This window comes from Dermacoccus sp. GAS27A (assembly GCF_044909235.1).
Classification (GTDB): domain Bacteria; phylum Actinomycetota; class Actinomycetes; order Actinomycetales; family Dermatophilaceae; genus Dermacoccus; species Dermacoccus nishinomiyaensis.
In genome coordinates this window covers 12,753-32,304 of sequence record NZ_JBIYDW010000009.1, presented here as the reverse complement: position 1 = coordinate 32,304, position 19,552 = coordinate 12,753, and the positions used below count along the sequence as shown (strand labels likewise).

17 protein-coding genes and 1 tRNA gene are annotated in these 19,552 nt (G+C 69.8%); 6 read left to right on the top strand and 12 right to left on the bottom strand.

Translation table 11 applies throughout. From position 1 onward, the window contains the following. Window positions 1–3: 3 nt before the first annotated feature. Window positions 4–483 carry a hypothetical protein gene (locus ABH936_RS10600; protein WP_404603233.1) on the bottom strand — a complete coding sequence of 160 codons (480 nt, stop codon included), beginning with the start codon at window positions 481–483 and terminating at the stop codon, window positions 4–6. A 74-nt stretch (window positions 484–557) separates the two neighbouring features. Between ABH936_RS10600 and ABH936_RS10595 the strand changes: the two genes are divergently transcribed. From ABH936_RS10595 to ABH936_RS10585, 3 genes are all read left to right on the top strand, one after another. Continuing rightward, complete coding sequence (locus ABH936_RS10595; RefSeq protein WP_062257047.1) at window positions 558–1,283, top strand: response regulator transcription factor; 726 nt, start codon at window positions 558–560, stop codon at window positions 1,281–1,283. Window positions 1,284–1,436: 153 nt separating this feature from the next. After that, window positions 1,437–2,945 (top strand): sensor histidine kinase, encoded by a 1,509-nt coding sequence (locus ABH936_RS10590; RefSeq protein ID WP_404603232.1) that lies wholly within the window; start codon window positions 1,437–1,439, stop codon window positions 2,943–2,945. Next, window positions 2,942–3,472: a GtrA family protein gene (locus tag ABH936_RS10585; RefSeq protein WP_074039765.1), complete on the top strand. Its 531-nt coding sequence runs from the start codon at window positions 2,942–2,944 to the stop codon at window positions 3,470–3,472. Before ABH936_RS10590 ends, ABH936_RS10585 begins: the two co-directional genes overlap by 4 nt. Window positions 3,473–3,680: 208 nt before the next feature. On the opposite strand, the gene ABH936_RS10580 is transcribed toward ABH936_RS10585, so the two are convergent. Together ABH936_RS10580 and ABH936_RS10575 are read right to left on the bottom strand one after the other, a co-directional pair. Further along, window positions 3,681–5,144, bottom strand: coding sequence for an NAD(P)/FAD-dependent oxidoreductase (locus ABH936_RS10580; protein ID WP_253184065.1), 1,464 nt, complete (start codon window positions 5,142–5,144; stop codon window positions 3,681–3,683). A 367-nt stretch (window positions 5,145–5,511) separates the two neighbouring features. Then, window positions 5,512–5,606 (bottom strand) — tRNA-Ser (locus ABH936_RS10575). Window positions 5,607–5,820: 214 nt separating this feature from the next. Between ABH936_RS10575 and ABH936_RS10570 the strand changes: the two genes are divergently transcribed. Continuing rightward, window positions 5,821–7,347: an LCP family protein gene (locus tag ABH936_RS10570; protein WP_006946746.1), complete on the top strand. Its 1,527-nt coding sequence runs from the start codon at window positions 5,821–5,823 to the stop codon at window positions 7,345–7,347. A gap of 170 nt (window positions 7,348–7,517) precedes the next feature. Here ABH936_RS10570 and ABH936_RS10565 read toward each other — a convergent pair whose 3' ends face one another. From ABH936_RS10565 to ABH936_RS10550, 4 genes are all read right to left on the bottom strand, one after another. Continuing rightward, complete coding sequence (locus ABH936_RS10565; RefSeq protein ID WP_006946709.1) at window positions 7,518–7,721, bottom strand: cold-shock protein; 204 nt, start codon at window positions 7,719–7,721, stop codon at window positions 7,518–7,520. A 312-nt stretch (window positions 7,722–8,033) separates the two neighbouring features. Further along, on the bottom strand, window positions 8,034–8,984 hold the full coding sequence (locus ABH936_RS10560) for a DMT family transporter (RefSeq protein ID WP_404603230.1): 951 nt from the start codon (window positions 8,982–8,984) through the stop codon (window positions 8,034–8,036). An 84-nt stretch (window positions 8,985–9,068) separates the two neighbouring features. Beyond that, window positions 9,069–10,670 (bottom strand): glycerol-3-phosphate dehydrogenase/oxidase, encoded by a 1,602-nt coding sequence (locus ABH936_RS10555; protein WP_404603229.1) that lies wholly within the window; start codon window positions 10,668–10,670, stop codon window positions 9,069–9,071. After that, window positions 10,639–11,316: a TetR/AcrR family transcriptional regulator gene (locus ABH936_RS10550; protein WP_165583802.1), complete on the bottom strand. Its 678-nt coding sequence runs from the start codon at window positions 11,314–11,316 to the stop codon at window positions 10,639–10,641. The genes ABH936_RS10555 and ABH936_RS10550 overlap by 32 nt, the downstream gene beginning before the upstream one ends. Window positions 11,317–11,419: 103 nt before the next feature. On the opposite strand from ABH936_RS10550, the gene ABH936_RS10545 reads away from it, so the two are divergent. Together ABH936_RS10545 and ABH936_RS10540 are read left to right on the top strand one after the other, a co-directional pair. Then, window positions 11,420–13,120: an FAD-binding oxidoreductase gene (locus tag ABH936_RS10545; RefSeq protein WP_165583801.1), complete on the top strand. Its 1,701-nt coding sequence runs from the start codon at window positions 11,420–11,422 to the stop codon at window positions 13,118–13,120. Next, complete coding sequence (locus ABH936_RS10540; protein ID WP_165583800.1) at window positions 13,117–14,013, top strand: diacylglycerol kinase family protein; 897 nt, start codon at window positions 13,117–13,119, stop codon at window positions 14,011–14,013. Before ABH936_RS10545 ends, ABH936_RS10540 begins: the two co-directional genes overlap by 4 nt. A 20-nt stretch (window positions 14,014–14,033) precedes the next feature. Here ABH936_RS10540 and crtI read toward each other — a convergent pair whose 3' ends face one another. From crtI to ABH936_RS10515, 5 genes are read right to left on the bottom strand one after another with little or no spacing between them, the layout of a single operon-like run. After that, window positions 14,034–15,515 carry a phytoene desaturase family protein gene (crtI, locus tag ABH936_RS10535; protein ID WP_165583799.1) on the bottom strand — a complete coding sequence of 494 codons (1,482 nt, stop codon included), beginning with the start codon at window positions 15,513–15,515 and terminating at the stop codon, window positions 14,034–14,036. Then, the gene (gene idi / locus ABH936_RS10530) at window positions 15,512–16,231 is read right to left on the bottom strand and encodes an isopentenyl-diphosphate Delta-isomerase (RefSeq protein ID WP_239303142.1); all 720 of its coding nucleotides are present in this window, start codon (window positions 16,229–16,231) and stop codon (window positions 15,512–15,514) included. Before idi ends, crtI begins: the two co-directional genes overlap by 4 nt. A 55-nt stretch (window positions 16,232–16,286) precedes the next feature. Continuing rightward, window positions 16,287–17,495: a polyprenyl synthetase family protein gene (locus ABH936_RS10525; RefSeq protein ID WP_165583798.1), complete on the bottom strand. Its 1,209-nt coding sequence runs from the start codon at window positions 17,493–17,495 to the stop codon at window positions 16,287–16,289. Then, complete coding sequence (locus ABH936_RS10520) at window positions 17,492–19,237, bottom strand: FAD-dependent oxidoreductase (RefSeq protein ID WP_404603228.1); 1,746 nt, start codon at window positions 19,235–19,237, stop codon at window positions 17,492–17,494. The genes ABH936_RS10525 and ABH936_RS10520 overlap by 4 nt, the downstream gene beginning before the upstream one ends. Next, window positions 19,234–19,551 carry a lycopene cyclase domain-containing protein gene (locus tag ABH936_RS10515; RefSeq protein ID WP_038566746.1) on the bottom strand — a complete coding sequence of 106 codons (318 nt, stop codon included), beginning with the start codon at window positions 19,549–19,551 and terminating at the stop codon, window positions 19,234–19,236. The genes ABH936_RS10520 and ABH936_RS10515 overlap by 4 nt, the downstream gene beginning before the upstream one ends. Window position 19,552 lies beyond the last annotated feature (1 nt).

The window sequence follows — 19,552 nt, the reverse complement described above, 5'->3', positions numbered from 1 at the left end:
CGCTCACTCGTGTGGTGATGCTCTCCGTCGTACTCGAAGGCGAGGTGCCATTGCGGATATGCGAGGTCGAAGCGCCGGTTCACTCCCTCGATGCGTACCGAGTGCTGCAGCACCGGCGTCGGCAAGCCCGCCAGCACGAACAACGGACGCAGGCGTCTCCATCGGCGATTCAGCGCGCCCGTCGGCGAGACGGGCAACCTGGCGCAGGCGTGGGTTCGTCGACCACTCGCTCAGCATGTCCTTCGCCATCAGCTCATGACGCGCGAGCACCGCGTCGGCGAGTACCACGGCGTCGACGAGCGGCACCCGATCGACGACCTCGCCGAGGAGATCGGCCGGCGGAGCCATCGCGATCGGCCCGGCGGCCGTCTCGGCGACGAACGAGCGCGCAGCGCCGCGAGCAACACCACCGCATCCGAATGCGACGTCGACCTCCCCGTCCCGCTCCCACTCGGTGCGCATCGGCGCCATGTGGGACCACACCGCTCGCCGCTCACACAGAAACGTCACAGAAACGGCATTGAAAGGACACAGTCAGGTGGCGCAGACTCGGAGTCATGAGCACCGCTGCCCCTGCCCTGAAGCGTCCTGACGGCTCGAACGTCCGCGTCCTCGTCGTCGACGACGAGTCGAACCTCACCGAACTGCTTTCGATGGCGCTGCGCTACGAGGGGTGGGACATCAAGACGGCGGCCACGGGCAACTCGGCCGTCAAGACGGCCAAGGAGTTCAAGCCGGACGCCGTCGTGCTCGACATGATGCTGCCCGACTTCGACGGCCTCGAGGTGCTGCGGCGCATGCGCGACGAAGACCCGGCGCTGCCGGTCTTGTTCCTGACGGCACGCGACGCCGTCGAGGATCGTGTCGCCGGTCTGACGGCGGGCGGCGACGACTACGTCACGAAGCCCTTCAGCCTCGAAGAGGTGGTCGCGCGCGTGCGGGCGCTGCTGCGTCGCTCGGTGCAGCTCGCCGAGGAGGAGACGTCGCTGCTCACCGTCGGCGACCTGACGCTCGACGAGGACAGCCACGAGGTGATGCGCGCCGGCACCGAGATCAACCTGACGGCGACGGAGTTCGAGCTCCTTCGCTTCCTCATGCGCAACCCGAAGCGCGTGCTGAGCAAGGCGCAGATCCTCGATCGCGTGTGGCACTACGACTTCGGTGGGCAGGCGAACGTCGTCGAGTTGTACATCAGCTACCTGCGCAAGAAGATCGACGCCGGCCGCGAACCGATGATCCACACGATGCGCGGCGCCGGTTACGTGCTCAAGCCGGCCGGCTGATCGCGGCGGCGGGCATCCATCGTCAGCGATCGTTGCCCGAGAACGCGTCGAGCACGACGCGATCACGGGCGAAGATGAAGGCCTGGAGCCCGTCCCCATCCCCACGCGGAGACGACCACCCGCCATCGAGCAGCTGGGAGACAGCGACCCGTCATGATCCTCAACCCGGCCCGGTGGACGCTGCGTTCGAAGCTGCTCGCGTCCGTCGTCACCCTGTTCATCGTCGTGCTGACGCTCATCGGGGCCGCGACGGTGCTGTCGATGCGCACTTCGCTGATGAAGCAGGTCGATCAGCAACTCATCGACGTCGAGCGCGCCGTCGGCGGCGGGCCGGCGGGAACCACGGAGCTGGGCGGGCCGGCGGACAAGGACTCGCACCGTCGCGCACCAGGCCTCGGGGGCAGTGTGCTGCGGCTGACGCTCGACGCGTCGTCGACGCCTGATTCGCTCGTGGTCGACCAGAACTACGTCTCGTCCGCGACGGGCACACAGTTGACGTTGTCGCAAGCGCAGATTCGCAGTCTCGCGACGGCAGACCTGGGCACGAAGCCGAAGACGATGGATTTCGACGGCTCCCTCGGCCGCTACCGCGTCGTGCGTGTGCCGAAGCCCGACGGGGACATCGCGTTCATCGGGCTACCGCTCGCGCCGATCGACGACAACATCCGCGCGCTCGCCGGCAACATCGCACTCATGGGGCTGCTCGGTCTCGTCACGATCGGGGGCGCCTCGTTCCTGCTCGTGCGTCGTAACCTGCGGCCGCTGCAGCAGGTGGCAGCGACGGCGGAACGTGTCTCTGAACTGCCGCTGGGGCGTGGTGACGTGCGCACCGACGAGCGCGTGCCGGTGGCGCTGACCGACGATCACACCGAGGTCGGCACCGTCGGGTTGGCGCTGAACAACCTGCTCGACCATGTCGACTCAGCGCTCGACGCGCGTCACGAGAGCGAGATGCAGGTGCGCCAGTTCGTCGCCGATGCCAGCCATGAGCTACGCACGCCACTCGCATCGATCCGTGGCTACGCGGAGTTGTCGCGGCGCGAGAAGGAGCCGGTTCCCGTCGGTGTCACGCATGCGCTGGGCCGCATCGAGTCGGAAGCGGGACGCATGACGACACTCGTCGAAGACCTGCTGTTGCTCGCCCGACTCGACGCAGGGCGCGAGCTCGAACGCGAACCGGTCGACCTGACGCGCGTCGTCGTCGAGACCGTCAGCGATCTGCACGCGGCTGGGCCCGAGCACGTGTGGCATCTCGACCTGCCGGAGGATCTGGAGGACTTCCCGGAGGTCATCGGCGATGAGGCGCGCCTGCGTCAGGTCGTCATCAACCTCTTGGCCAACGCGCGGCGTCACACCCCGGCGGGCACGACGGTGACGGCCGGCCTCGCGCGGCGCGATGACGACGTGCTGCTCACCGTCACCGATGACGGCCCTGGCATCCCGCCCGAGTTCATGCCGCACCTGTTCGAGCGGTTCACGCGCGGGGACGCAGCGCGAACGCGTACGGAGGGCTCGACGGGGTTAGGGTTGTCGATCGTCGATGCGGTCGTCGCGGCGCATCACGGTACCGTGCGGGTGGAGAGCCGGCCGGGACGCACGTGCTTCACGGTGTCCCTGCCCCTCGAAGATCCGCGGCCATCGTCTCAGGAGGACCGATCGTGAACCCGACGCCCGGCGCGGACACCGCGCACCGCTCGACGACCGCGCCCGTCTCTACTGCTTCGACCTCATCGGGTTCGAGCGACGAGTCGATGACGGCGAACGCTCCAGGCAGCAGCCGCCTCGACGCGCTGCGCTCCCCCGGAGCGGCGCAGGCGATGCGCTTCGCGATGGTCGGCATCGCCTCGACGGTGCTCTACACGGTGTTGTTCGCCGTTCTCGACACGCGAATGAACCACCAGATCGCGAACATCTTGGCGCTGCTCATCTGCACGGTGCTCAACACGTGGGTCAATCAGCGGTTCACGTTCGACGCGGCCGGCCACGAACGCGGCCGTGACGCTCACCTGCAGAGCCTCGCCATCCTCGTCGTCACGCTCGCCGTGACGAGCGGAGCCCTCGCCCTCGAACATCACCAGTGGCCGCACGCCTCGACGCTGTGGGACACCGTGACGGTGACCGCCGGTAACGCCATCGCCACCGTCATCCGCTTCGTGGTGTTCCGCCGTATCTTCGCCGCCCGGGACTGAACGGGCGCGGCGCACGGTGCGCCCGAGCCATCGAGGCCCGTCTAGTCCGCCCCCCGATCTACAGGTCCTCGCTTCACCGGGTGCTACCGGTCATTGCGTCGATGCTCCAACTTCGTGATGCATTCAGCACCGCACTCGGCCGTCCGGCCAACCTCTGCGTCCAACAACAGGTTCCACCGCCCGTGGGATCCGTCTTCGCAGTTCCGCTTCAGGCGAAGACGACGTCCGTCGTCACGTCCGGGCGGCGCATCTCGCGCGCCTCGGCGAGATAGTTCTGCCGCATCGTCCACGGCGCGGCGTCGCTGCGACGCGGCATGATGTCGGCCGCGCGGCGCAGATAGCCCGAATCCATCTCGAGCAGCGGGCGCCGGCCGAGCCCTGACGGCGGGACGGGCGTCGCGCTGCGGTAGCGGCCGTCACGCAGATGCTGGATCATCCGCGCGACGAACCGGTGCGACAGGTCACCGCGCAAGCTCCACGACGCGTTGATGTAGCCGACGCAGAGCGCCGCGTTCGGCACGCCCTCGAGCATGCAGCCGCGGTAGACGAGACGCTGCGAGACGTCGACCGGCTCGCCGTCGATGCGCAGGCTCGCGCCGCCGAGCAACTCGACGGCCAGACCCGTCGCCGTGACGATGACGTCGGTCTCGAACAGCTCACCCGAACCCGTACGCACCCCGCCCGGCTCGACGCTCGCGATCGTGTCGGTGACGACCCTGGCACGCCCGTGCTTGACCGCCTTGAACAGGTCGCCGTCAGGCACGATGCACAACCGCTGATCCCACGGCGCATACGGGGCGGTGAAGCTGTCGACGTGCTCCGCACCCGCGCCCTGACGGACGTTCGCACGCAGCACCGCACGCGCCGCCCGCGGCAGGCGCCGCGCCGTCTGGTACGAAGCCCACTGCGCCGCAACGTTCTTCGCCCGCATGACGGCGTGCTTGCGCTGCGGGCTGAGCCGCTCGTCCGGGATCTTCGCCAACGCCGCCGCGAGCGGATCACGCGACGGCTGCGCGAGCACATACGTCGGCGTTCGCTGCAGCATCGTCACCTCCGCGCCGAGATCGGCGAGCGCCGGCACGAGCGTCATCGCCGTCGCACCCGAGCCGATGACGACGACGCGCCGGCCCGCCACGTCGAGATCTTGCGGCCAGAACTGCGGATGCACGACCTGGCCCGCGAACTCCGCGAGACCGGGGATATCCGCCGCATACGGCTCGGCGTAGCTGTAGTAACCGCTGCACGCGTGGATGAAGCCGGCCGTCGTCTCGACCTCGCCGTCAGGCGTGTCGACGCGCAGCCGCCACACCGCGTCAGCACTGCTCCAATCCGCGCTGACGACCTTGTGCCGCAGACGAATCCGCTCACTCACACCGAACGCGTCGGCCGTCGAACGGATATAGTCGAGGATGTCCTCACCCGCCGCGATCGCCTTCTCCTGATGCCACGGCGCGAACGGATACGACATCGTGTACATGTCCGAATCCGTTCGCACCCCCGGATACCGGAACTGATCCCACGTGCCACCGAGCGCATCCCGCGCCTCGAGAACGACGTAATCGACGCCCGGATTCGCCTCCTGGATGCGACACGCCGCCCCGACGCCCGACAACCCCGCACCGATCACGACGACATCGACGTGCTCCACCTGCTGCTGCACACCCACCGACACGACGAACTCCTCACTCCACGAACACACCACCTGCGAGGCTAACGACCCCGACGTGGGCGCGTGGCCCGTTGAGACAGGTGCGATACCGAGGGGTGGGGTGCCGTGGCGCCCGGGCGGGCGGCCGAGCTGTCGGAACGGGCGGAGGGACTCCGTCGGCGCGACGTGCGCTCACTTCGCTCTTGTGGCGGCCCGGGCGAGTTGTTGAGCTGTCGGAACGGGCGGAGGGACTCCGTCGGCGCGACGCGCGCTCGCTTCGCTCGCGGGCGTCGTGCCTCCTCCTCAAATCCCCCGTACCCATTCAGCGAGAGTGACGAGGGCCCCGCCGGGGCGACTTCGTCGCGCCCGGCGGGGCCCTCGTCACTCTCGCTGGCGGAGGCGGAGGGATTTGAACCCTCGATGGGGCTATAAACCCCAAACCCGCTTAGCAGGCGGGCGCCATAGACCGGACTAGGCGACGCCTCCTCCGCGCAGCTTTCGCTGCAGCCCTGAAAGGTTATCCGACCCGCCCCGCCACACCAAACCGCCTCCCCCCGACACGTCAACACAGGAGACTCACACCTGGGCTTCGGCCGGCGTCGAGCTTCGTCACCAGATTGAGACATTTCCTCCTTCATCCCTCATGATGGAGTGTCAGGGGCAGCTTTCGGTGCCCTCACACGCAACAGAGAGGGCCACGATGGCGAGGCAGGCGGAGCACGAACCATCCGGTGCGCACGCACCGTCCGACGTGACCCGCTCGAGCGAGCGTCAACGCCGCCGTGCGACGCTACGCCGCTCTCTGTCGTTGACATTTCTGAGCACCCTCGTCCCCGGCCTCGGGTTGATGTGGACGAAACGTCGCACCGTCGGCGTCATCCTCCTGCTCATCGCCGTCATCGCCGGCATCGCTCTCAGCATCTTCCTCCTGAGCGGTAACGTCCTCACCGGCGCCGCCAACGTCCTCACCTCGACCGGCCTCAAGCTCGCCCTCGTCGCGCTGGCCGCTGCCCTCGTGCTGTGGTTGACGTCGATCGTTCTCACCGCGCGCACGACGCACACCGACGGCTGGTCGCACCGCGGCGACATCCTGTTCAAGGCCTTCACCGCCCTCATGTGCCTCGCCGTGACGATGCCGCTCGCGCGCGCCGTCAGCACCGTCACCGTCACGCAGGACGCGTTCGGCACCATGTTCATCGAGAACGGCAAGGGCGCCGCCTCCACCAAGGAGAACGCGTTCAAGAAGAAGGCCCGCGTCAACCTCATGCTCGTCGGTTCCGACGCGGGTAGCGACCGCACGGGCATCCGCACGGACTCGCTCATGGTCGCCTCGATCGACACCCACACGGGTGACACGACCCTCATCAGCATCCCGCGCAACTGGAACTACGTCCCGTTCCCCGAGTCGAACCCGCTGCACAAGCTCTACCCGAACGGCTTCCACTGCCCCGAACGTGGTGCGGGCGACCCCTGTTGGATGGATGCGGTGTGGAGCGAAGCTGACACGCAGCACCCGGAGTTGTTCCCCGGTGAGCAGTACGCCGGCCTCAACGCGACGCGCGACGTCGTGCAGGAGATCATCGGCATGCCGATCGACTACTCCACCGTCATCAACCTCAAGGGCTTCCAGGACCTCGTCGACGCCATGGGCGGCGTCGACATGACGATCCCTCCCGGGGGCATCGCCATCGGCGGCAAGATCGAGGGCGGCGCGATCGTGCCCGGCTCGATCACCGGCCGCATCCCCGAAGGACGCCAACACCTGAACGGTCAGCAAGCCCTGTGGTACTCACGCAGCCGCGTCGAGACCGGCGACGGCGACCGCATGCGCCGTCAGCGCTGCATGGTCAACGCACTCATCGACCAGACCAACCCCATCTCACTGGTCAACCAGTTCCCCTCGATCATGAAGGTCGCCAAGGAGAACATCCTGCTCGACCTGCCGCAGAGCGAACTGCCCGACCTCGCCGACCTCGCGAACACGATGAAGAAGGGCCAGACGAAGAGCGTCAACCTCGCCTACCCCGTCATCAGCGACAGCCACCCCGACTACGACAAGGTGCGCGCCCTCATCAAGAAGGGCATGGATCGCTCGACGCCGGCCCCGAAGCCGAAATCCAGCTCGAGCGCTTCGTCGTCGACCGCCCCGAACTCGTCGTCGAGCAGCGCGAGCACCAGCTCATCGAGCAGCGACCAGGCCATCGACGACACCACGGCCACCTGTTGATCGTGCGCACGACTGAACGCAGACTCGGCTGCGCCGCCCACCCCACGAGGGACGGGCGGCGCACTCGTCTGCGTGACGGGCCCCGCCCGAGCATGACGGAGTCGGCGCACGACGAAGCCCCCAGCCGAACGGCTGGGGGCTTCGTACGAAAACGCTACGAGATCAGATGATCAGGCAGCCGTGACGTTCGAGGCCTGCGGGCCCTTGTCGCCCTGCGTGATCTCGAACTCGACGCGCTGACCCTCGTCGAGCGAGCGGTAGCCGTTGGTCTGGATGGCGGAGAAGTGAACGAAGACGTCGGCGCCGCCGCCGTCCTGCTCGATGAAGCCGAAGCCCTTCTCAGCGTTGAACCACTTCACAGTGCCCTGTGCCATGGGAAATCCCTCAATCTGTTTCTCTGCGTTGAGCCTGCACTTTTTGCAGGCTCAGGCTGATGTGCATGCCGTGAACGCCTGAGGTGATGTACAACAGGGGTAAAACCGGGTTCTGCAAAGCAACCACCCTCACGCTAACACGAGCGGCCCTGCGGGCTTCATTCCACGCGTCCCGCGAAGGTGAATAGTTGGTGACCCGCAGCAGCTGGAGCAGTGGGCGAGAGCGTCACTTCCAGCCCGAGCAGGACCTCGAGCGCGCATCGGAGCATCGAGCCGGGTAGGTGTGCGCCGCCGGTGTCACTCGTTACGCATCTACAGCGGTGTGGCGCCGCCGTCCATCGCTGCCGCGAGTTCGGCCTCGGCGGCCGCGCCCTGGGCGGCGCGCACCGAGCTCAGCTTGACGACCGAGTACAGCAGCAGCGCGAGCCCGGCCACCTCACCGGCGACGGCGAGGGGCGTGTCGCGCAGTTGGTCGCCGTAGACGCCGACACCGATGAGGACGCTGAACAGCGGATCGAGCGAGGCGACGACGGGCAGCACGACGTTGAGAGGCGCCGCCGCGAACGCCACCTGGTTGAGCGCCAGACCACAGGCAGCGAGCGCGATGAGCACCCACAGCTGCCACGACGTCAGCACCGCGTCGAGACCGAAGAGGTGTGAGATCTGCGTCGTCGACTTCATCAACCCGGCCGTCGTCGCGTAGACGATGGCGACGGACGCTGCGAGCGCCCGGGCACGCATCCGCGGGCGCATCGAGCGCGTGCCGAACACCGCGCCGAGGACGAACAGGCCGCCCACGACGGCGAGGATGATGGCGGGCACGCGACGACCGATGGCCGTCTCTCCGTGTGCGGAGATCGCGTCGGAGACGAGCAGGAACATCACGAGGCCGGCGACGAGCGTCAGCGAATGGAGGATCTCCGAACGTGTCGGGCGCGTACGCAGCATGACGTGGTTGAGCCCGAGGCTGATGACGAGCGACATGCACAGCACCGGCTGCACGACCGAGAGGCTGCCGTACTTGAGGGCGAGGATCTGGAAGACGACGCACAGCCCGTCGAACACCATGGCGATGGCGAACGTCGGGTTCGCGACCCATGCCACCGCCGCGGCGCGCAACCCGCGCCGGGGGAGCTTCTCACCGTCCGCTCGCTCGTCGACCGCCGGCTGCTCCACGGCATGCTGTGCGGCGCGGTGCTTGAACACCGTCGACAGCGCCGCACACGCACTGGAGGCGACAGCCAGCAGCAGGACGAGCAGCATGCGACCTCCGAGCGACGACGTTTTCGGACGCCACGGCATCGGCCTCCCGGCCTCAGGGTACTGGCCGAGGGCGGTCAGGGACGTTCAGGCACGGTGGTGCGCGACTGGGAGTTCTCTGAAGGTGTCCAGACCCATCTCGCGCCGCAGAACCTCCGCCGCAACGGCGCGAGCCGGCTCGAGGTCTGCGTCGACAAAAGCCAGGCGCGTGCGGCGCTCGACGAGATCGTCGAGCGTCATGGCACCCTCGTGCCGCACCGCGTGGACGAACTCGGCGACCAGCGTCGACGATCCGGGCACGACGCGCTCGGCGTAGAACGACGATTCGTCGGCGATCGCGGCCACCGACGGGGCCAACGTGCCGTAGCGGCGCACGAGCCGCTCGGGCGCCGCGACGCGAGCGAGGACGTCAGTCGGGGCTGCGCCGAGAAGCGGAAGCTCACGCGTTCGGCACGATGCGACCACGCCTCCGACGCGCCGGGCTACGGCGTCGACGGCGTCCTGCGCCATGCGGCGATACGTCGTGAACTTTCCTCCCGTGATGGTGATCGGGGCGCCCGGCTCGTCGAGGAGCAGGTGCTTGCGCGAGGCGTCCGCGGTCGCGCCTTGCCCGCTCGAGGCGTCGGCGCGCGTCACGAGCGGTCGCAGACCAGCGAAGCGCCCGACGACGTCGTCACGCGTCAGCGGACGGGCCAGGACGGCGTTCATCGTCGCGAGCAGGAACTCCTCGTCTTCGTCCGGGACGGAAGGAGCGAGCGGGTCGGCGTCCGGGTCGGCCTCGTCCGTCAGCCCGATGAGGACGAGCCCGTCGACGATCGGAATCGCGAACACGTAGCGGCCAAAGTGCCCGGGCACCGGTGCGACGAGCTGCGCCGAAGGGTTACCCACCGCGCTCGCCCGGACGACCAGGTGCGAGCCACGCGAGGGCGTGACGGTGAGACGCTCGTCGTGCTCGCCGCTCCACACCCCCGTCGCGAGCACGATGTGGCCGTGGGCGACGAACGACTCCCCCGTCAGCTCGTCGGTGAGCTCGACGGACTCAGAGTCGAGCGGACGCGCCGCACACCGCGTCACGACGTCGGCGCCGTGCGCCGCGGCGGTGCGCGCGAGGGTCGTCACGAAGCGCGCGTCGTCCTCGAGCTGGCCGTCGGTGTAGCGCAGCGCCGCGCGGCCGCGCACTGCGCCAGGGACGAGCGACTCGACGTCACGCACCCGAATGCGGCGCGGCGCGGCGAGGACATTCGACGGCGTGCGGCTGACGCGGCGCAGCCCGTCCGAGAGGGTGATGCCGAGGTTCGAGACGGCCGCCTCACCGATGCCGGTGTCGAGCACCACCGTGTGCAGCGGCCGCACGAGATGCGGCGCGATGCTCGTCATCAGATGATGACGCTCGCAAGCCGACTCGTAGGCGACGGCGAGGTCACCCTTTGCGAGATAGCGCAGGCCGCCATGGATGAGCTTGCTGCTCCACCGACTCGTCCCTGCCGCCAGATCGACGCGCTCGACGAGTGCCGTGCGCAGCCCGCGCGACGCCGCGTCGAGCGCCACGCCGACACCCGTCACCCCGGCGCCGACGACGATGACGTCGTAGCGCTCGTGGGCGAGGCGGTGCAGTGCCGCAGCGCGTTGGGTGGGGTTGAGGCTGCCCACGCTGGGGTCACTGGCGGGGTGGCCGGGGGTGGTCGACATCAGGAGCGGCCTTCCGTGGGGTGGTCCGGTGGTCAGAGGCTGCCGGGCTGGGCGCGAGGTACCCGTCGAGCAGATGGGCCGCCTCGGCGAGCCACACCTGACGAGGGGCGATCTGCTCGAGCGGTCGACGGCTGACGAGGTAGGGCATGAGCGCCTGCATCGCGCCCATCGCGAGGACGTCGGCCGGCGCGTCGCGCACCGAGCCATCGAGCTGCGCGAGGGCGATCGCGGCGCTCAACGCGTCGAGAATGCTGCGCTGGCTGCGCCCGACACGTTCGACGAGATAGGGCAGGAGCAGTTCGGGGTCGTGCTCGATCAGCGCCTGCGTGAACTCCGTCGAGAGCGCCTCGAGCGTGGTGATCGCGGCGCGGACGATGACGTCGCGGGTGACGGCGCCCGCCTCGCCGTCGGCTGGTTCGCTTGCGGTTTCGTTCGAGGGAACCTGGGGCAGCGCGTCGCTTGCGGCGGCGGCGAAGTCGGCGACGAGGGCCTCGCGCACGAGGTCGTCGAGCGTCGCGCCACGTCGGTAGAGGGTGGCCCGACTCATGCCTGCGCGCCGGGCCACCGACGTCATCGTCGCGCGGCGAAAACCGTAGGCGATGACCTCCGCCCGCACTGCGGCCAGCATTGCATCGTCTTGCGTCATGCGTCCTCCTCGCTGTGTGGTCGCCGCCACGACGGGCCCGTCGGAGCAATGAAACATTGAGACAAATCGTGACTCAGTGTCTCACGCACGGCATGATGGGGTCATGAAGGATGACGCGAACCTCGTCGAGACCGCCCCGCGCTCGGTGTGGCACGGCTGGGGAGACCCGCAGCTCAAGAAAGAACTCTCCCCGCTCGTCTGGCGCGGGTTGAAGCTCGCCAAGGGCATCGAACCGGCTGAGCAGGACACTCCGCCCGTCGCGCTCGACGACGTCGAGCTGCCCGCCTCCACCCTCGACGACGACGGCCTCGCCGCCCTGCGCACACTCGTCGGCGACGCGCACGTCAGCGTCGAACGACGCGAGCGCATCGAGCACGCCGGGGGCAAGAGCTACCCCGACCTGTACCGGCTGCGCACCGGCGACGGCAGTCACGCGCCGGACGCCGTCGCGTTTCCCGCCGACGGCAGCGAGGTCGTCGAGGTGCTGCGCCTCGCCGCGCAGCGTGAGATCGCCGTCGTCCCGTTCGGCGGTGGCACGAGCGTCGTCGGCGGTGTCGACCCCGTGCGCGGTCGGTTCGCGAGCGTCATCAGTCTCGACCTACGGCGCCTCGACGCCGTCGTCAGCATCGACGAGACGTCGCGCACCGCAACGCTCCAGCCCGGGCTGCGCGGCGCCCAGCTCGAAGCCGTGCTGCGTCCGCGCGGACTCACGCTCGGACACTTCCCGCAGAGCTACGAACAGGCAACGCTCGGCGGATATCTCGTGACGCGCAGCTCCGGGCAGGCGTCCTCCGGGTACGGACGGTTCGAGCAGAACGTCGTCGCCGTCACCCTCGCCACGCCCGAGGGCGAGCTGACGCTCGGCGGGCGGACTCCCAGCTCCGCGACGGCCGCCGGGCCGAAGCTCATCGACGTGCTCATCGGCAGCGAGGGCACGCTCGGCGTCATCACCGAGATGACGCTGCAGCTGCACGAGGGACCGACCGAATTCGCTTACGAGACCTGGGCGTTCGACTCGTTCACCGACGGGTTGGACGCGTTCCGGGCGCTCGCGCAGGATCTCGGCCACGGCGTCATGCCGGACGTCAGCCGCCTCTCCGACGGTGAGGAATCACGCACGATCCTGGCCCAGTCGGCGCAAGGGCTCGCGGCGATGGCGACCTTCGCCGCGCGCGGCGCCCGCGAGCCGTCGCTCGGGGTGCTGCGCTGGGAGGACACCGATCGCACCACCCTGCGTCGGCGCCGGCGACAGGCGCACCGCGTGCTGCGCGCGTCGGGCGCGCGACGTGCGCCCGCGTCGATCGCCGAGCACTGGATGAGCCACCGTTTCCGCGGGCCCTACCAGCGCGACCACCTCATGGATCGCGGCATCTTCGTCGAGACGCTCGAGACGGCGACGACGTGGGCGAACCTGCCGACGCTCTACCGCGCGGTGCGCGATGCGATCAGTGCCGAGGTCGGCCCGCACGCCGTCGTCCAGTGCCACGTCTCGCACCTCTACGACGGCGGCGCCTCGCTCTACTACACGTTCTTCTGCCGCGAGGAGAGCGACCCGCTCGCCCAGTGGCGCCGCGTCAAGACGGCCGCGAGCGACGTCATCGCGGCGCACGGCGGCACGATCACGCACCACCACGCCGTCGGCACCGACCACCGCGCCTGGGCCGCTGACGAGATGGGCGAGCTCGGCGCGCGCATCCTGCGCGCGGTGAAGAACGAGCTCGACCCGGCCGGAATCCTCAACCCCGGCAAGCTCGTTCCGCCGGTCGACGACGCCCCCGACGCGTGCGAGGCCGGGGCGTCATGACGCGGACCGTCACCCTGGTCGTCAACCCGGCTGCGCGCAAGGGTGCGACGCTTCGCATGATCGATCCGGTGACGGACATCCTGCGCGCGCACGGTTGGCGCGTCGACGTCGTGGTCACGCGGTCGGCGGATCACGCGTCGCAGGTCGCCGCCGACGCGAGCGTCGACGACCTGCTCGTCACGCTCGGCGGCGACGGGCTCTACGGGCGGGTGGCCGCGGGCGCCGTCGTGAGCGGCTGCCTCATGGCGCCGTTGCCCGCGGGGCGTGGGCACGACCTCGTCCGCGCGCTCGGGGGCCCGGGCGACGTGCGACGCGCCGCGCAGCTGCTCGCCGTCGCGCGCGAACGCCGCCTCGACGTCGGACTGGCCGGCGACCGCGACCCGTCGACCGCCACGGTCTTCCTCGGTGTGGCGACGCTCGGCTACGACTCGATGGCGAACACGTACGCCAACGACGCTCCGCGCGCGGTGCCGAGTTCGCTCGTCTACGCCTACGGCGGCGCTCGGACGCTCGTGCACGCGCAGCCGCGACCGTTGATGCTCGTCGTCGACGGGGTGACGCACGAGTTCACCGGGTGGAACGTCGCGATCGGCAACTCGGGGCGATTCGGGGCCGGGATGCGCGTCAACCCCGACGCGTCGATGAGCGACGGGTTGCTCGACGTCACCGTCGTCACCGACATCGCGCGCTGGCGCTACCCGGCGATGCTGCCGCGCCTGTTTCGCGGCACCCATGTCGACGGTGTACGCGTTCGAGCGCTGCGCGGACGCGACATCCGCGTCATCACGCCCCACGTCGGGGATGTCTATGCCGACGGCGACCTGCTCGAGGCGTCGCCGACGACGTTCCGGGCGCTGCCCGACGCCCTGCGCGTCCTCGTGCCAGCGCCCTGAGACGCCTGAGCGTCGAGCCGTCAGCGCCCGACGTAGGCCTCGACGCGCGCCGCGGCGAGCTTGCCGCTGACGAGCACCATCGGCACGCCGACACCCGGCACGGTGCCGGAACCGGCGAAGAATACGCCGGGGCGGCGGCGTTCGACGTTCGGCGGGCGGAACGGGCCGGTCTGCAGGAACGTGTGGCTGAGCGCGAACGGCGTTCCCGCGGCCATACCCTGCGCCTGCCAGTCGGTGGGATCGACGAACTCGTCGGTGACGATCGTCGTCGGGTAGCCGGCGTCATCGAGGAAAGCGAGCAGCTCCTCCTTCATGCGCGGCCGCTCGGCCGCCCAGTCGACACGCCCGACGTCGAGGTTGGGTGCGGGCTCGAGGACGTACAACGTCGAACAACCCTCCGGCGCGGCGGTGGCGTCGTCACGAGACGGAATGGTGACGAGCCGCGACGGGTCCTGCATCCGCGTGCCGCGCACGAGCAGATCGTCGAACGACTCCTCCCACGCCGTGCCGAAGTGGATGTTGTGGTGCGCAACGTCGCTCGGCACACCCTTCACCCCGAGGTGCCAGACGACCGCGGACGGCGAGTACGTCGCACGCTTCAGGACGGCCGGCGGTTCGAGGTCGTCGAGCAGCGTCCGGTAGGCGATGGGCAGGTCGGTCGTGCAGACGATCGCGTCACACGGCAGGCGCTCGTCACCACTCGGGCCGGACGTCTCGACCCCGGCGACGACGCCGTCAGCGCGGGTGAGGATGCGCGTCACGGTCGTGTCGTAGCGCTGTTCGACGCCTGTGCGCCCGAGCGCACGCGCCATTGCCTCGGGCACCTCGCGCATGCCGCCGGCCGGGAACCAGACACCCTCGATCGAGTCCATGTACGTGATGACGGCGTACAGCGCGAGCGCCTTCTCCGGCGCGAGACCTGCATACATCGCCTGGAACGAGAAGATGCGGTGCAGGCGTTCGTCGTCGAAGCGCTCGCGGATGACGGGTCCGAGGCGACGGAACCCGCCGAGCCTCACGAGCCGCGCGGCTGCAGCCGGGTTGCGCAGCAGGTCGAGGGGTGAGTCGAAGTTCGCGTCGATGAAGTGCGGCATCTCGACCTCGTACAGCCGCCGCAGCCACGCGACGAAGTCGTCGAACGCCGCCGCGTCCTTCGCGCCGCACTCGCGCGCGATCTCCTCGCGCATCGCCTCGTGGCCGTGGCGGACGAAGATGGTCGAACCGTCCGCGTAGCAGGCGCGATAGGCGGGGTCGAGCAGCGTCAGGTCGAGCACGTCGTGCACGCCGACGCCGATCTGCGCGAGGGCCTCGTCGACGAGGTCGATCATCGTCAGGACGGTCGGGCCGGTGTCGAACGTGAACCCGTCCCGCTCGAGGCGGATGCCGCGCCCACCCGCCTGCGCCTGCTTCTCGACGATGACGACGTCGTGCCCGGCGCCGCGTAGATGACAGGCTGCGGCCAGGCCGGCGAGGCCGGCTCCGATGACGACGATGCGACTCATGCGAGATCCTTCCCATCGAGGGGTTCGTGTTCTTCGTGCTGCGTGTGCTCGTGCGCGGTCTGGTCGTGCTGGGGCGCGAGCGTCAAGAGGCCGTTCTCCCCCAGCTGCTCGGCGAGCAGCACGATCTGCTCGGCCGCCCACGGGCTGAGCAGCGCCGGAGTGCGACGCGCGAGGTGGACGGCGTCGGGCCAGGCGATCCAGGCCCACTCGCACACCTCGTCGGGGTGCGGTGCGAGCTGCGCGGGGTCGATGCGCCCGACGAGCACCGGGCAGATCTCGTGCTCGACGATGCCGGACGCGTCGACCGCGCGGTAACGGTAGCTCGGCAGGACGACGCGCAACTGCGTCACATCCAGCCCGAGCTCTTCACGCACGCGCCGGCTCACCGCGTCCTGCGTGGGTTCGTCGGGGCGCGGATGCCCGCAACAGGTGTTCGTCCACACACCCGGCCACGCGACCTTCGTCAGCGCGCGACGGGTGAGCAGCAGGCGACCCGCGTCATCGAACAGGTAGCTCGAGAAGGCGCGATGCAGCGGCGTGTCATGGGTGTGCACCTCGGCGCGCGGGCACGTGCCGATCGCGGCGCCGTCATCGTCGAGCAGGACGACGACGTCGTCGGTCGCGGCCGGCACACCCGTAGTAGGAGCGGCGGGCGCGGCACCGAACGTCGCTTCCGCCGGCTTGCCGGGCGCGTCGGTCATCGGCGTCTCGCGCATCGGGGGTGCTTCTTTCGAGTCGTCGGCCTGAGGTGCTGGATGATCCTGACGACGTTCACGCATCGCGCACCGCCAGTTCGTCGGCGAAACGCGTGAGTTCGTCACGCACCGCGCCCTGCGGCAGCGCCGCGAGAGCATCGAGGGCATCAGCGTGGCGCTCGGCGATGCGGGCGACGGCCTGCGCGCGCACGCCCGCCGCGTCGAGGCGCTGCAACCAGGCGTGTGTCTCGGCCTCGTCGAGTGGTTCGCGACCCGGCGCCAGGCGTCGCGTCAGCTCGCCGTCGAGGGCCGAGTCGGCGAGGCCGAGGACTGTCGTCGGCTTGCGTTCGCGCAGATCCTCGCCCGCCGGTTTGCCCGTGACGGCGGGTTCGCCCCACAGGCCGATGATGTCGTCGGCGAGCGCGAACGCCTCACCGAGCGCGGCGCCGAATCGGCTCAGCCACGCCGGTGGCGCGCTCTCGCCGGCGAGCAACGCGCCGATCTCGAGGGGGCGCTGCACCGTGTACGCGCCCGACTTGGCGTGCGCGACGCGGCGTGTGCTCACCTCGTCGAGGCGTGCCTCGGCGGCGAAGACGAGGTCGAGCCGCTGCCCGGTGACGAGCTCGACGACCGCTGCGTCCCACGCGTCGGCCACGTGCTCCGGCAGAGCGCGGACGAGGCGGTTCGCGAGCGCGAACGCGAGATCACCGGCGAGGACGGCGACGCTGTCGCCGAGGCGCGCAGCGTCGGAGCCGTCGGGCTGAGCTGCGGCGGCTCTCACCTGGCGGTGCGCGGTCGGAGCGCCGCGTCGCGTGTCGGAGGCATCCATGACGTCGTCCTGCAGCAACCCGAACAGGTGCAACAACTCGAACGCCGCAGCGACACGAACGACAGCGTCGGTGGTCGCGGGGTCGTCGTCGGGGTTGGTGCACTCGCGCGCCGCGAGGTACCCGAGGCGGACGAGCCGGGGCCGCACGAGTTTGCCGCCGGCTGCGAGAAGATCACGCACGAGCGTCTCGAGCGACGATGCCTCGACCAGCGCTGACGAGGGCAGCCCGGCCGTCACCACACCGCCGGCGTCGGCCGCGAAGGCAAGGCTCTCGGCCAAGCGCGCCTGCACGGCGTCGAGAAAGCTGGCGGCATCGGTGAGACGGCACGCGTCGCTGCGGCGTCCTCCATCTCGACTCTCGGTGTCGCAGCGTCCCGCGGCGCGCCGCTCGCGCCCGCGTCCTTCGCGCCCGGAACGTCCGGCGTCGAGGGCGACGTCGTTCTGCCGTCCGCTCATCGGCCACGCCCTGACGAATCGCGACCTACCGTCGCGAGGCCACGCTCGCGCAGGCGCAGAGCCGCACGGGCGGCGCGCAGCGACCGCGGGAACCGCGCCTGCGTCGGCACGCTCCACAGCTCGTGCCCGGGCAGCCCCCAGTGGCGCAGCAACGCGTTCGCGGCCTCGAAACCGGTCGTCGCCGCCCGCTCCATGAGCGCGACGGGCAGCTCGCAGCGCACGCCGTCACCGGCGAGGACGAGCTTCGGCTGCGGCGTGACGACGCCCGGGCGCGCGGCCCACTCGTCCGTACCGGCGAGGGGGCAGTCGGCCTCGACGAGCACCTCCTCGTGCACCGGCTCGCACCCGGTGAGCTCAGGGTGCAGGCGCTCGAGCTGATGTCGTAGGTCGGCGAGTACTTCGTCATCGGTGACGTCGCCGGGCACCGCGTAAGCATGCAGTTCGACGACGCTGCCGCCGCACCGCGTGGCCCACTGCGCGGCGCCGTCCTCGAGGTCGTGGACGAGCGAGACATTGTCGAGATGGCCGTACGCGGCCGTGCCGACGAACGGCGCGCTGCCCCCCGCGACGGGGCGGTCGAACCACAGTCGCTGCACGATGAAACGAGGCGCCATCTCCCCGGTCAGCACGGACGCACGCCAGGCCTCGTCGCCGAGGTCGGTGCCGTCGACGAGACGCTGCAGCACGTCACGACTCGTCGCGATGACGACGGCGTCGGCGCGGAGCGAGCCATGGGCATCGTCACGGTCAATGGCGAAGTCAAGGCGGCCGCGACTCGCCTCGTCGGTACCCGCCGCACCCGCAGCCGCGCCGGCGCTGACACGGAAACCCTCGCCGTCGCGCTCGATCGACTCGACGCGACAACCCGTCACGACGTGCGCGCCGAGGTCCTCGAGGTAGGAGCGCAGCGGTCGCCACATCGTCGTGTCGAAGTCGTCGCGGCTGACGTCGAACAGCAGCCCCTCGCCGGAACCGAGGAAGTACATGTGGAACATGGCGACGAGTTCGCCGGCGGAGAAGTCGCGCGGGCCGGCGAAGAAGCTGCGTGCGAACACCTCGAGCGCGAGCGAGCGCATGCGTTCGGGGAACCGCAGCGCGTCGAGGGCGTCGGCGGCGCTCACCCCGTCGTAGCGCGAATACGTGGCGGGGAAATCGACGTCGAGCAGGTCGAGGGCGCGGTCGGCGTCAACGCGCGTCAGGTCGCGCAGACCGAACGAGGGGCTGCGGGCGACGAACGACAGGAAGTTGAGCGGCGGCCGCGTCGCGATCTGCGTGAACGAATCCTGCGTACCGTCCGCGTGACGCAGCGGGTAGTCGTCGACGGGGCGCAAGCATTCGAGGCTCGGGTCGACGCGGCGCAGCAGCGCGCGCAGGTTGTAGTACTGGCGGAAGAACGCGTGAAACCCGCGGCTCATCGTCGCTCGATCGTCCGGGGCGCCCGACGCGTCAGCGCCCCGGGTCGGCACGTCGACGGGCCAGCTGCGCACTCGGCCACCGAGGCTGCTCTCCGCCTCGATGAGCGTGACGCGCACGCCGCGCTCTGCCAGCCCGACGGCGGCGCTGATGCCGGCGATCCCACCACCCACGACGACGACGTGGGGGGCCGCGGCGTCCGCCACCCTCGACGCAGCAGGGCCGCCCCGACCGTCAGGCTCATGCCGTTCGGCCGCCGCATCACGTCCGGGGCGCCACGGCGGCACCCGTCGCAGCCCCGTCGTGAAGGCCTCGATCGTCGCGCTCATCGTGCGTTCTCCTTTCGGCGGCGGCCGTGGTGTTCCCACAGCAGGATCGTCAGCGTCACCATCGAGAAGCCGAACCCGAAGTCCTCGATCGGGATGTCCCACGGAAAGCGGATGCCGAGGAACTGATCGCGCCCGTAGAGGACGATCGGGTCGCTCAGCTTCGTCAGCCAGCCGTCGACGAGGATCTGGAACGCGAACACGATGACCATCGAGCACCAGTAGCGCGCCGAGGTGAAGATGCCGGTGCGCCAACGCCCTTCGAGAGCGACGACGCCGATCATCGACGCGACGGTCAGCACGGTGTACTCGGGCACG